The sequence below is a fragment of the Streptococcus sp. STC1396 genome (assembly GCF_058933875.1).
Genome location: NZ_JBZYCU010000011.1, coordinates 60639 through 73888 on the forward strand (window position 1 = coordinate 60639; position 13250 = coordinate 73888).

14 protein-coding genes and 1 tRNA gene are annotated in these 13250 nt (G+C 39.9%); 14 read left to right on the forward strand and 1 reads right to left on the reverse strand.

Going from position 1 to position 13250, the window contains the following annotated elements; all coding sequences use genetic code 11:
* Nucleotides 1–139: 139 nt before the first annotated feature.
* The 6 genes from AC5FEC_RS05295 to AC5FEC_RS05320 all read left to right on the forward strand — a co-directional run bounded on the left by AC5FEC_RS05295 (nt 140) and on the right by AC5FEC_RS05320 (nt 5245).
* Nucleotides 140–769, forward strand: a complete 630-nt coding sequence (locus AC5FEC_RS05295) for a CBS domain-containing protein (protein ID WP_037614888.1) — start codon at nt 140–142, stop codon at nt 767–769.
* 15 nt (nt 770–784) lie between these two features.
* On the forward strand, nt 785–1597 hold the full coding sequence (locus tag AC5FEC_RS05300) for a pyruvate, water dikinase regulatory protein (protein ID WP_493661529.1): 813 nt from the start codon (nt 785–787) through the stop codon (nt 1595–1597).
* Nucleotides 1598–1911: 314 nt separating this feature from the next.
* Entirely contained in the window at nt 1912–3054 is a 1143-nt protein-coding gene (locus tag AC5FEC_RS05305) for a cysteine desulfurase family protein (protein ID WP_493661530.1), read from the forward strand.
* Between the two features lie 3 nt (nt 3055–3057).
* Nucleotides 3058–4272 carry a tRNA uracil 4-sulfurtransferase ThiI gene (gene thiI / locus AC5FEC_RS05310; RefSeq protein WP_493661531.1) on the forward strand — a complete coding sequence of 405 codons (1215 nt, stop codon included), beginning with the start codon at nt 3058–3060 and terminating at the stop codon, nt 4270–4272.
* Between the two features lie 431 nt (nt 4273–4703).
* Nucleotides 4704–4775, forward strand: a tRNA-Arg gene (locus AC5FEC_RS05315).
* Between the two features lie 53 nt (nt 4776–4828).
* Nucleotides 4829–5245, forward strand: coding sequence for an NUDIX hydrolase (locus AC5FEC_RS05320; protein WP_493661532.1), 417 nt, complete (start codon nt 4829–4831; stop codon nt 5243–5245).
* A 68-nt stretch (nt 5246–5313) separates the two neighbouring features.
* Here the strand turns inward: AC5FEC_RS05320 and AC5FEC_RS05325 are convergent, their stop codons facing one another.
* Nucleotides 5314–6300: an L-lactate dehydrogenase gene (locus tag AC5FEC_RS05325; protein WP_493661533.1), complete on the reverse strand. Its 987-nt coding sequence runs from the start codon at nt 6298–6300 to the stop codon at nt 5314–5316.
* Nucleotides 6301–6510: 210 nt separating this feature from the next.
* On the opposite strand from AC5FEC_RS05325, the gene gyrA reads away from it, so the two are divergent.
* From gyrA to AC5FEC_RS05365, 8 genes are all read left to right on the forward strand, one after another.
* Nucleotides 6511–8967, forward strand: a complete 2457-nt coding sequence (gene gyrA, locus AC5FEC_RS05330; protein WP_493661534.1) for a DNA gyrase subunit A — start codon at nt 6511–6513, stop codon at nt 8965–8967.
* Nucleotides 8968–8974: 7 nt separating this feature from the next.
* On the forward strand, nt 8975–9721 hold the full coding sequence (locus AC5FEC_RS05335; protein WP_037614870.1) for a class A sortase: 747 nt from the start codon (nt 8975–8977) through the stop codon (nt 9719–9721).
* 169 nt (nt 9722–9890) lie between these two features.
* The gene (locus AC5FEC_RS05340; RefSeq protein ID WP_493661535.1) at nt 9891–10277 is read left to right on the forward strand and encodes a ubiquitin carboxyl-hydrolase; all 387 of its coding nucleotides are present in this window, start codon (nt 9891–9893) and stop codon (nt 10275–10277) included.
* The gene (locus AC5FEC_RS05345; protein WP_493661536.1) at nt 10278–10430 is read left to right on the forward strand and encodes a hypothetical protein; all 153 of its coding nucleotides are present in this window, start codon (nt 10278–10280) and stop codon (nt 10428–10430) included. It begins immediately after the preceding gene.
* A 14-nt stretch (nt 10431–10444) separates the two neighbouring features.
* Nucleotides 10445–10873: a ubiquitin carboxyl-hydrolase gene (locus AC5FEC_RS05350; protein WP_493661537.1), complete on the forward strand. Its 429-nt coding sequence runs from the start codon at nt 10445–10447 to the stop codon at nt 10871–10873.
* Nucleotides 10870–12273 (forward strand): lipase, encoded by a 1404-nt coding sequence (locus AC5FEC_RS05355; protein WP_493661538.1) that lies wholly within the window; start codon nt 10870–10872, stop codon nt 12271–12273. Before AC5FEC_RS05350 ends, AC5FEC_RS05355 begins: the two co-directional genes overlap by 4 nt.
* Nucleotides 12255–12656 (forward strand): hypothetical protein, encoded by a 402-nt coding sequence (locus AC5FEC_RS05360; RefSeq protein WP_493661539.1) that lies wholly within the window; start codon nt 12255–12257, stop codon nt 12654–12656. The genes AC5FEC_RS05355 and AC5FEC_RS05360 overlap by 19 nt, the downstream gene beginning before the upstream one ends.
* A gap of 29 nt (nt 12657–12685) precedes the next feature.
* Nucleotides 12686–13000: a hypothetical protein gene (locus AC5FEC_RS05365; protein ID WP_234550224.1), complete on the forward strand. Its 315-nt coding sequence runs from the start codon at nt 12686–12688 to the stop codon at nt 12998–13000.
* Nucleotides 13001–13250: the final 250 nt, after the last annotated feature.

Consider the following 13250-nt stretch of genomic DNA (forward strand, 5'->3'; position numbering starts at 1 on the left):
TCTGGGAGTATTCTGCTAAAATATTGTTTAAAGTGATGATTAATTGTGTTTTAATCTTCTCATTATGAGGAATATTGTTTCTTTACACTAACAATAGGAGTAACAACTATTACCAGATTTCATTAAGAAGGAGCTGTATGTGAAATTAAGTAAACGTCAAAAGCAAATTGTTGAGATTGTTAAGAAAGAGCAGCCAGTCAGTGGAGAAAAAGTCTCTGAAATCATGGGAATATCCAGAGCTACTTTACGTTCTGACCTGTCTTTTCTGACCTTAGTTGGGATATTAAAAGCTACACCCAAGATTGGTTATACTTATTCGGGTTCGGACTTGGAGACCTTATTTTTCTTTGATACTTTCCAAAAGAAAGTTCAGGATATTATGATTTCTCCAGTCTTAGTTTCCCAGGATACCTTTATCCAAGATGCAGTCATCACCCTTTTTATGTATGATGCAGATGTTCTCTATGTGATTGATGAAAAGAAGCTGTTACAGGGAATTGTCTCACGTAAAGACTTGCTAAGAGCAGCTCTGTCCAGCAGTATTGCGAGCACTCCTGTAGCTGTCTGCATGACCCGTATGCCCCATATCAAAACCTGCTACAAGGATATGGACATTCTGGAGGCAGCGGCAATCTTGCAGGATTTTGCGATTGACTCCCTACCAGTAGTGGCAGAGGAAAATGACCGCAAGATATTGGGAACAGTGACCAAGTCGGCCCTGTTCGACTATATCATCCAAGAAGCGCGTCAAGCAGCAGTAAATAGATAGATAGGAGCAGTAAACATGAAAAAAGAGATTATTGTCTATAGCGTTTCAGATTCTTTGGGCGGCACTTCGCAGAGACTATTGTCAGCGGTCACTGCTCAATATCCGGATTTGATCTTTAACAACAGCTATCGCTTCCCTTTTGTTAGTCAAGAAGAGGAGTTGCTGGATATTCTCAAAGATGCAGTCAAGGATGATGCTCTGGTCATCAGCACTCTAGTCAATGGAAAGCTGGCAGCATTAGCAAGAGACTTCAGTCAGACCCATCACTTAGCCTATCTGGATCTTATGTATCCATTCTTTCAGTTGATTGAGCAAAAAACAGGGACTAGACCGATTGAGGTGCCGGGCACCTTGCACCGGCTAGACAGTGAGTATTTTAATAAAATATCGGCGATTGAGTTTGCGGTCAAATACGATGACGGCAAGGCTCCTCAAGGATTTTTAGAAGCTGATTTAATCCTTTTGGGAGTATCCCGTACGTCAAAAACTCCTCTCAGTATTTTCTTGGCTAACAAAGGCTATCGAGTGGCCAATCTGCCTCTAATTCCCCAAGTTCCCTTGCCTCAGACGCTAGATAAAGTGGACAAAAAACGAATAATTGGTTTGATTTGTGAGCCTGAAAAACTAGCAAAAATCCGTAGTAATCGTCTTCATTCCCTTGGCTTGACCAATTCGACCAGTTATACCGATTTAGAAAAGATTTATCAGGAATTGGATTACTCGAAAGAAGTTTTTAAAAAGTATCAGGCTCATGTCATCAATATTACCGATAAATCAATCGAAGAAACAGCTTTCTTGATTGAGGATTATATGAAAAAGTTGAAGTGAATCACATTTTTAACTAGCCTAGTTGATGAAGGAAAATAATTATGAGAATAACTATGTTGGTGTTAAGATCACAGTTGAGCAATTTTGCATATAAAAACCTTCAAATACTTGCTATAGCTTTCTAAAATTCGACCATAAAAATCGCTTTATCTAAATTTTAGCGGGGGTTATCTATATTTCAGTATTTAATCCTATAGTTTATACAAAAAATAGAAATATTTGTTTGTTGCCTTTGTTGTATAAACTGTATCCTTTCCTTGTTCCGACTGACCTTTCGTGTTACAATAGGAGTATTGAAATTTAGAGGAAAAAAGATGATTTATTTTGACAATTCAGCAACAACCAAGCCTTATCCAGAGGTTTTGGCTACTTATACGGAGGTTGCTTCCAAAATATGGGGCAATCCTTCGAGCCTTCATAGTTTGGGCGGTCAGGCGACACGTCTCTTAGATGCGTCTCGCCGGCAAATTGCAGCGCTTTTAGGCAAGTCTTCGTCGGAGATTTTTTTTACGTCCGGAGGAACCGAAGGAGACAACTGGGTCATTAAGGGCGTTGCTTTTGAAAAAGCAGCTTACGGACGCCACATAATCGTATCCAACATTGAACATCCCGCAGTCAAGGAATCAGCCCTCTGGCTGCAGAGTCAAGGATTTGAAGTTGATTTTGCACCGGTTGACCAGGCGGGCTTTGTCGACGTAGATAAGCTAGCAGACCTGATTCGGTCGGATACGACTCTTGTCTCGGTCATGGCTGTCAATAATGAAATCGGTAGCATCCAGCCTATTCAGAAAATATCCGAACTGCTAGCAGACAAACCGACCATTTCTTTTCACGTGGACGCTGTGCAGGCTGTTTCGAAGATTCCGACAGCTGATTATCTGACGGATCGCGTGGATTTCGCGACTTTTTCTAGTCATAAATTTCACGGCCTTCGAGGTGTGGGATTTGTCTATATCAAGTCTGGTAAGAAAATCAGTCCCCTCTTGAATGGTGGCGGTCAAGAGTCGGATAAGCGTTCAACGACGGAAAATCTTGCAGGAATTGCGGCTACGGCCAAAGCTCTGCGCATGACGATGGAAAATCTTAAAAACTTTGAAAGTCGAACTTCAAAAATGAAGGTCATTATCCTAGAGGAAATGTCTAAGTATCCTGATGTAACAGTATTCTCGGGGACAAAGGATTTCGCCCCTCATATCCTAACCCTTGGTATCAAGGGGGTGCGAGGAGAAGTGATTGTCCATGCTTTTGAAGATTACGAGATTTATATCTCAACCACTAGTGCTTGCTCTTCCAAGGTCGGTAAGCCAGCAGGTACGCTGATTGCTATGGGAGTGCCGTCAAAGCTAGCAACCACAGCCGTCCGACTCAGCCTGGACGCAGACAACGATATGAGTCAGGTAGAACAATTCCTGACCACTTTTAAGATTATTTACGAAAAAACAAGAAAAGTAAGGTAAACAATGCATTATTCAGAAATTATGGTACGCTACGGTGAGCTGTCCACCAAGGGCAAGAACCGCATGCGCTTTATCAACAAACTCAAACGCAATATCCAATCAGTCTTATCAATCTATCCGCGGGTTCATGTCAAGGCTGACCGTGACCGCACTCATATCTATCTGCAAGGAACCGACTATCAGCCAGTCGCCGAATCGCTTAAGCAGATTTTTGGGATTCAGAATTTCTCGCCATCTTATAGGGTTAAAAAGTCTGTACCAGCCTTGATTGAAGCTGTTCAAACCATCATGAAGCAAGTCTATCAGGAAGGGATGACCTTTAAGATTACCAGCAAGCGCAGTGACCACAGCTTTGAATTGGATAGCCGCGAGCTTAACCAGACACTTGGGGATGCTGTTTTTGAGGTCATTCCCAATGTTCAGGTCAAGATGAAAGCGCCAGATATTGAGCTGCGCATCGAGATTCGTGAAGAAGCGGCTTATATCTCTTATGAGACGATTCGTGGTGCTGGGGGATTGCCAGTCGGAACTTCAGGAAAGGGCATGCTCATGCTCTCAGGTGGGATTGACTCACCAGTGGCTGGCTATCTAGCTCTCAAGCGCGGTGTGGATATCGAGGCGGTTCACTTTGCAAGTCCGCCTTACACCAGTCCAGGTGCGTTGAAAAAAGCTCAGGATTTGACACGGAAACTGACCAAGTTTGGCGGTAATATCCACTTTATCGAAGTGCCTTTTACTGAGATCCAAGAGGAAATCAAGGCCAAGGCTCCAGAAGCTTACCTGATGACACTGACTCGTCGCTTTATGATGCGGATTACGGACCGGATTCGAGAAGAGCGGGGCGCTCAAGTCATCATCAACGGAGAAAGTCTTGGTCAGGTGGCAAGTCAAACGATTGAGAGTATGCAGGCTATCAACGCCGTGACCAATACACCGGTTATCCGTCCAGTCGTGACGATGGATAAACTAGAAATCATTGAGATTGCTGAAAAAATCGATACTTTCCAAATCTCTATCCAGCCTTTTGAAGATTGCTGTACTATTTTTGCGCCGGACCGGCCTAAAACCAATCCGAAAATCAAGAATGCCGAGAAGTACGAAGCTTACCTAGATGTTGAAGGTTTGGTAGAACGTGCTGTCGCAGGCATCATGATTACAGAAATCACACCACAAGCTGAGGCGGATGAAGTGGATGAGTTGATTGAGGGATTATTGTAGAATATTCTAGCTGTCTTCGGGCAGCTTTTATAATTCTCATAAATAATCAATTTCATGTCTCTTTCTCACAATTAGATTGACCAATCACTTAAGGTTTATAAAACATATGGTAGACTGGTTTTGTGACGGATAGAATAAGGCTAGATGTTTTTTGTATGGAAACGAAAATTACGAAAAGACGAATATTTCAGTCCTAAAAAGCGAGTTACTAAAAAAGTCCCTTGCAATATTGAAAGTCTATGAAGCGGAATCTCCAAATGCTTTTCTTAGAGAAATCGGGGAGCATTTCTATTTTAGTACGTTTTATGTTTGGACTGCTTTAAAACAAACTAGTCTCACTTCAAGAAAACTTTTACAAACGTAAATTTTATGCTAGAATTATCCATTTTGACTTGTATTTTCTCTAGAAATTAGTTATAATAATTAAGTTACCACCCTTAGTGTAATGGATATCACGCAAGATTCCGGTTCTTGAGATGGGAGTTCGATTCTCTCAGGGTGGATAGATTATTTTACGCAAGGCTCCAGTTGATTGGAGCCTTTTTTGGAGGTCAATATGCCGGTTAAACTAATTGCCCATAGTTTGATTCGCAAAAACGGAACATTTCTTTTGATTAAAAGAAGCAAGATTAAAAGTGGGAGACCAAATGTTTTTCCGAATTATTGGGATATTCCTGGTGGTGGGGTGGAAAACGGAGAGCTACCTAGAGATGGAGCTATTCGTGAAGCCTTGGAAGAAGTGAATCAAGGGATTGAAATTTTGAAAGTGATTCATGAAGATAGTCATTATGATGAGGAGAAGGAGACGGTCTACACACGAATCGTGTATGAGTCTGAAATCATGGACGAGAGAGAAATTATCCTAGATCCAGAAGAACATGTAGATTATCGCTGGATAACGTCACTTTCTGAAATAGAGGGACAGTTAGGAGTCCCTTATTTGCAATCTATTTTTGAAGAATATAAAATTTAATACCTTGAATATACAATTCAAGACACAAAAAAACAGCTCTCCTAGTTAAGGGAGAGCTGTTTTTAGGATTAGTTTTTAGATGCTGCTTGGAATTCTGGATTCTTCCATGCTTCGTCAATGATTGCTTGCAATTCTTTAGCAGATGCTTGCATTTTTTGAGTTTCTGCATCGTTCAATGGGATGTTTACTGGACGTACGATACCATGGGCACCAACGATAGCTGGTTGACCGATAAAGACATTATCAACCCCATATTGGCCTTCTTGGAAGACAGAAAGTGGAAGAACTGCATTTTCATCGTCAAGGATAGCTCGAGTGATACGAGCAAGGGCTACAGCAATACCATAGTAAGTTGCACCTTTTTTGTTGATGATAGAGTATGCAGCATCACGAACGGAGATGAAAAGTTCTACAAGGTCAGCTTCGTTCAAATGACGATTTGCCTGCAACCATTGTTCCAATTTAACACCGGCAACGTTAGCGTGTGACCATACAGCAAACTCAGAGTCACCGTGCTCACCCATGATATAGGCATGGACTGAACGCGCATCAACACCGATTTTAGCAGCCAAAGCTTGACGGAAACGAGCTGAGTCAAGTGAAGTACCTGAACCGATGACACGTTCTTTAGGGAAACCTGAGAATTTCCATGTAGAGTATGTCAAGACGTCAACTGGGTTAGCTGCCACAAGGAAGATACCGTCGAAACCTGAAGCAACAACTTGCTCAACGATTGATTTGTTGATGGCAAGGTTCTTACCTACAAGGTCAAGACGTGTTTCACCTGGTTTTTGAGGGGCACCTGCAGTGATGACTACAAGATCAGCATCCGCACAGTCTTCGTATTTAGCTGCATAGATTTTTTTAGGTGAAGTGAAAGCAAGCGCGTGGCTAAGGTCTTCTGCGTCACCAACAGCTTTTTCAAACAATTGAGGGATTTCGATAATACCCAATTCTTGAGCGATACCTTGGTTAACGAGAGCAAATGCGTAAGATGAACCTACGGCACCGTCACCAACAAGGATGACTTTTTTATGTTGTTTAGTAGCAGTCATTTCTAAACATCTCCTTATTTTTTTTTAGGGATTTTCTCCCAGTACATTTACATTCTATCACTTTTGACACATTTTGTCACGGAGAATAATCAGGTTTAGCCCCTAATTGCTTGATGTAAACGTTTTTATCTTTGGTTTAAAATGCTGAAAATACGGCGAAAATGTGGTATAATGAGATAGTGATTTAATATTGAAATGAGGCATTTTTTAATGCAAGACAGAAACTTAGTAGATGTCAATTTGACCAGTGAAATGAAGACCAGTTTCATCGATTACGCAATGAGTGTTATCGTGGCTCGTGCGCTTCCAGATGTTCGTGATGGTCTCAAGCCGGTTCATCGCAGGATTCTCTATGGTATGAATGAACTGGGTGTAACACCTGACAAGCCCCATAAGAAATCAGCTCGTATCACAGGGGATGTTATGGGTAAGTATCACCCGCATGGAGACTCCTCTATTTATGAAGCGATGGTGCGGATGGCTCAATGGTGGAGCTATCGTTATATGCTGGTAGATGGCCATGGAAACTTCGGTTCTATGGATGGGGACGGAGCCGCTGCCCAGCGTTATACAGAAGCACGTATGAGCAAGATTGCTCTGGAAATGCTTCGTGATATTAATAAAAACACGGTTGATTACATTGACAACTATGATGCCAGTGAGAGAGAGCCTGTCGTTCTTCCTGCTCGCTTCCCTAACTTGCTTGTAAATGGAGCGACAGGGATTGCAGTTGGGATGGCGACCAATATTCCACCTCATAATCTTGGTGAGTCTATTGATGCGGTTAAGCTGGTTATGGGCAATCCAGAAGCAACGACTCGTGACATCATGGAAGTCCTGCCTGGCCCAGATTTTCCAACAGGAGCACTGGTGATGGGCAAGTCTGGTATTCACCGTGCCTATGAAACAGGTAAGGGTTCGATTGTTCTTCGTTCTCGAACCGAAATTGAAGAGACGAAAAACGGCCGTGAACGAATTGTCGTAACCGAGTTTCCGTACATGGTTAATAAGACTAAGGTCCATGAGCATATTGTTCGTTTGGTGCAGGAAAAACGCATTGACGGTATCACAGCTGTTCGTGATGAGTCCAATCGTGAAGGAGTGCGTTTTGTCATTGAAGTCCGACGCGATGCCTCTGCTCATGTCATTCTAAATAACCTTTTCAAGCTGACTCAGATGCAGACCAATTTCAGCTTCAATATGCTGGCTATTCAAAATGGTGTGCCGAAAATTCTCTCTCTGCGTGAGATTTTGTTGGCCTACATTGAGCACCAAAAAGAAGTGGTGACTCGCCGGACAGCTTTTGATAAAGAAAAGGCAGAAGCACGAGCTCATATCTTAGCTGGTTTGCTAATTGCACTGGACCACATTGATGAAGTCATTCGCATCATCCGTAATAGTGAGACAGATGCAGAAGCACAGGCTGAATTGATGGCTAAGTTTGAGCTATCTGAGCGCCAGAGTCAGGCTATACTTGACATGCGTCTGCGTCGTCTGACCGGTTTGGAACGCGATAAAATTCAATCAGAATATGATGAACTGATTGCTTTGATTGCGGACTTGGCTGATATCTTGGCTAAGCCAGAGCGGGTTGTCGCTATTATCAAGGAAGAGTTGGACGAGGTCAAGCGTAAATTTGCGGATGACCGCCGAACTGAGCTGATGGTAGGAGAAGTTCTTTCTCTAGAAGATGAAGATTTAATTGAGGAAGCGGATGTTTTGATTACCCTGTCTAATAAGGGCTATATCAAACGTTTGAATCAGGATGAATTTACCGCTCAGAAACGCGGAGGCCGTGGTGTTCAGGGAACGGGCATCAAAGATGATGACTTCGTCAAGGAGCTGGTTTCAACGAGCACTCACGACCGCCTGCTCTTCTTTACCAATAAAGGCCGCGTTTATCGTCTCAAGGGGTATGAAATCCCTGAGTACGGCCGGACAGCTAAGGGCTTGCCCGTGGTCAATCTCTTGAAGTTGGATGAAGGTGAGACGATCCAGACTATTATCAACGTCCAGCAGGACCGCAGTGATGATTCCTATCTCTTCTTTACAACCCGTCTTGGTGTGGTTAAACGAACCAGCGTAACAGAGTTTGCTAATATCCGTCAGAACGGTCTAAAGGCTCTGAACTTGAAGGATGAAGATGAACTCATCAACGTCTTTCTGACGGACGGTGCAGCAGATGTTATTATCGGTACCAAATTTGGTTACTCCGTTCGTTTCAATGAAACAGCTGTGCGGAATATGAGTCGTATTGCGACTGGTGTCCGGGGGGTTAATTTGCGAGATGGCGACCAGGTTGTTGGGGCGAGTGTAATTGCTGAGGGAGATGAAGTGCTTGTCATTACTGAAAAAGGGTATGGGAAGCGAACTCTTGCCAGCGAATATCCTACCAAGGGCCGTGGTGGTAAAGGGATTAAGACAGCTAATATCACGGATAAAAACGGACCTCTTGCTGGTCTGATGACCGTCACTGGCGAAGAAGATTTGATGATTATCACTAATACTGGTGTCATTATCCGGACCAGTGTTGCTAATATTTCTCAGACGGGCCGCGCGACGATGGGAGTCAAGGTTATGCGTCTGGATCAAAATGCACAAATTGTGACATTTACAACAGTTGCTCCAGACGAAAAAGATGAGATTGAAGAAAGTAAAGAAGATTAGAAGGAGAATGAAGTTGCCTAAAGAAAAAAAGAAATTCAGTATTAGGAATTTCATTATCAATATTATTTCCGCCCTTCTGATTCTTATCGCATTGGCCCTTATCTTTAATTCGTCTATTCGGAATATGATTATGGTTTGGCACACCAATCAATATCAGATCAGCAAGGTATCACAAAAATCAATCGAAAAGAATAAAAATGCCAAAACGAGTTTTGATTTCAAAGGGGTTGAATCTTTATCGACTGAGGCAGTTATCAATGCCCAATGGCAAGCGCAGCAATTGCCAGTTATTGGGGGGATTGCTATCCCAGAAATATCCATGAATTTGCCAATTTTCAAAGGATTAGACAATGTTGGTCTCTACTACGGAGCAGGCACCATGAAAGCAGAGCAACAGATGGGCGAAGGAAACTATGCTTTGGCTAGTCATCATGTTTTTGGTATTACTGGTGCCAGTGATATGCTCTTTTCACCGCTTGATCGTGCTAAAGAAGGAATGAAGATTTACATTACAGATAAAGAAAAAATCTATACTTATATCATTTCCAGTATCGAAAATGTCACCCCTGATCGTGTTGATGTAATTAATGATACAGAAGGACTAGCAGAAATCACCTTAGTCACATGTGAAGATGCAGCTGCAACCAGTCGAACTATTGTCAAAGGAAGCCTCGAAAGTACGATTGATTATGACAAAGCGCCTAAGGACATTTTAGATGCTTTCAGTAAGTCGTACAATCAAATGCAGATATAATATAAAATGTTGAAACGAAGTAATCCAAGGTTGCTTCGTTTTTGATTATAATAGTTATAAAAATATTCGAAACAACTATGAGAAGGTTTCCAAATATTCTTCCTTCTTTATTAGATTGTGCTATACTTGTGTTAGTATGATACTCTTTTAGTCAAGAAAGGAAATTATCATGAAAGTATATAAATCACTTTTAATATTTTTGATAGGATTCATATGTTTAGGAAGTATCACAGCCTGTAGCCAGTCCAAAACAGTAGAAGAAAAAAGGAAACTTCGTAAAGAAGAAGAGCAAATTGCTTTGTATCTGGTTAATCATTATGAAGATGTGAAAAAAATTAAGTTTGATAAATTTCATAGGGGAGGATTTGGGATAGCAGATTCAATAAGCGTTATTGTCAATGATGATAGTTACATAAAACCAATCATATTTAACGATGATAGTGAAAGATATTCTGTTGATTATGATCCGAGTGATTTTCATCTAATAAAAAAGAAAAATTCTACGGAATTGACCAGTCTTGATGGGATTGAAGTGATATATTATGAGGAAAAGTAAATGGATTATTTAACAGACAAAGATTGTAATGAGATTGCGCAAAAAGCTTATAAACTTGATCCGAAAGAAAATAGTTCGAAAGAACAATTATATAAAGGTAATTTGATTGAAGTAGGAAATCGTCAATTTCAAGTTATTGATGACGCTGCATAAAGAAAGGAATATTTATGAAAATACCTAGGTTACTTTTGATAGTATTTATTGGATTTCTAGGGTTGGGAACACTCAGTGCCTGTAGTCAACATAAAAAAACAGAACAGAAGGAGGAAGTTGCATTGACAACAGAGGAGAAAAAGAGAATTAGAAAACAGGAAGAGGCTCTTGCTTTATTTTTAGTTAATAATTTTGAAGATATTAAAAAAATTGAGTTTAAAAATTTAGTAAAAGGTGGTTTTGGAACTTCTGATGTAATCTATATGAAAATTAACGATGAACTTTTTGTGGATTCTGGTTTGCAGGACGTATACGATATTAATCATTATTCATTAGGTTATCATCAAAGTTCTAAATTTTTAGTAAGAAAAGAGGAGCCTTCTTCATTTTCAAATATTGATGAAGCGAATGTAAAAGTAATTTATTATGAGGGAAGTAAATGAATAGTGTGACTGATGAAGATTATAAATGGATAGCAAAAGAGTCTTATAAATTAGATCCTAATAATAATGAAGATTTACAAAGGAAAATAGGTCAAACTTTTGACGTTAACGGTCGAAAATTCCGAGTCATTGATGCTATTGGTAACTCTGCTGAACCAACGGAAAACAGTATGCAAGCAATGGCTGTTGCTCCTGTTGATGATCAAGGGAACTTAGACTACAGTCAGGTAGTGGTTTCTTATGTTGGAACCAATTTTGGAGACAAAAAAGATGTTATCAATGACCTTGAAAATCTAGGTATGGGTTTTACGGATAAAATGATAACAGGTCTCCCCTCGATTTCAGAGATGGGAAAAGGCATTCTAGAAGGACATTTTAACGATAGTGTTAAAAAGGAATTTGTCGAAAACATTGTAGATGTTCAGTCAAAAACAGCAGTAGAGTTTGCTCGAAGAGTAGAGAAAAAGGTTCGTAAAGAAAATCCCAATGCCATTATAACAACAAATGGTCATTCTTTGGGAGAGTCTATGGCTCTTTATACTGCCTTAAAAATGGGATGGAATAATGTTGGCTTTAATGGTCCAGATATTCATAATATCCTTTCGGAAGAAGAAATAGCATATATGCAGGCGCATCCAGAGCAATTTCGTAACTTTAGAAATCCAAATGATATGTTTTTGGGGAACATTTTGGGGAATAAAACAGGCGTTGCCATTTATGTCAATATGACAGATGCTAGTTTTATTGATGAATCTTTACGGATTTTACAAGATGATAAACTTTCTTGGAAAGAAAAGGCAGATAAGATCTATAGTCTAGGGGATAAATATCACAGTTATAATACTTGGAGATTTAATAATAAAGGTCAGCTCATTGATGAAAATGGCAATGTTGTGACCAATACTGCAAAAGGAAATGCGAATTCCCTCATCCTAGAAACAAAAACTAGAATGTTGCGGTATTATGGCATGAAAAGCTTACTTACGGAAAGCGGAGGCGGCCTAAGTAGCAACGAACAAATTTTTTTAGACAGTGAGCAGGCTACCATTGGTGCAAATGCTCTTGTTAATGCTGCTCAGCAAGTTTTGGAACAGATTAAGATTGAGAAACAAAGAGGAGTAGAAGAAGTTGAGTCTTTATTTGAAACGACCACGTCTCCCTTTATGGTCAGCAGTCTTAGTCCTGATGAGATTAGGTCGGCTTTTGAAGCTGGTGGTGTAACGTATACTAGTGTGGTTGAAAATGTAGAAAGCTCTCTACAAAATAAGCTCAACAAAGCGAGCCAAATATTAGATGAAATGACTAAATTGAAAGATAAAATTGCAGCTGGTATAAACAAAAAACTTGAAGAGGATATATCTTTAGCAGGGGAATTCAATCAATGGAGAAATTTGAATTAGCACAACGTGAAGTCGAAAAGAAAACTAAAGAATTAGAAGAATTGGAAGAGCGGCATCGAGAAAAGTTGCAAGAATTTGAGGAAAGAAATGATTATTTTCAAACTGCACGTCGTGCCATACAAAATATTCTTGATGAAAAGTACGAAGAAACTTTGCATTATTTGAGAACTACGGATGCTGATCAGGATTTTTATGGGATTCTTAATAGAGAGATGGAATCTTACCAAATATTATCGGAAGATGCCTTGATGCAGGCGCAAAAAAAATTAGAATTAGAATTTTTAAAAGAGAATGATGATTTCCGACGAGAAAGGAGATATCTAGACGATGAGTTAGAGGCGGCTTATCTGCGTAGGAGAATAGCTGCAGATGACAATAATTAAACTAGAGAGTAAAAGAAAGTGATGATGAAATGACAACAACATTAACTGAGGATATTACAGGTGTATTTGCTGTAGGAAGCTACGATGATTTAGGAACTCGCCTACTTGCTATTCAAAAACAGATTGAAAAATCTCTGATAACCAATATTTATGCTCCACATGCCCTTAGTAATCGAGATGCGATTAAGTCCAAATCTAAGAGAGCAATTAGTAGAATTGCAAAGGAGGGAAAGTCGGTGATTAATGGAATTAATGATACTTTAGATAGTGCCATTAAGGGAGAATGGTCAAAATCCGTTAGAGAGGCTGTTACAACAGCAAGCGATAAATATGATAAGATTTAGCAATTAAGAATAAAATAGCCTAAATAAATGAACTACCCCAATTGATAAATATTTTGTCAAACTTTTTGGATGTAATTCATTTATTTGGGTTCTTTTTTCGTTAAATCTCGAATAAGTAAATAAGGAGGCATTCTATGTAAAAAGTCAAGAATAATTTTTTAAAATATCAATTATTTTTTACAGATATTTAGAAAAATGATTGCATGCAAAAAGACCTGCTAAAAGCAAGTTTTTAAAATAATTCGTGACT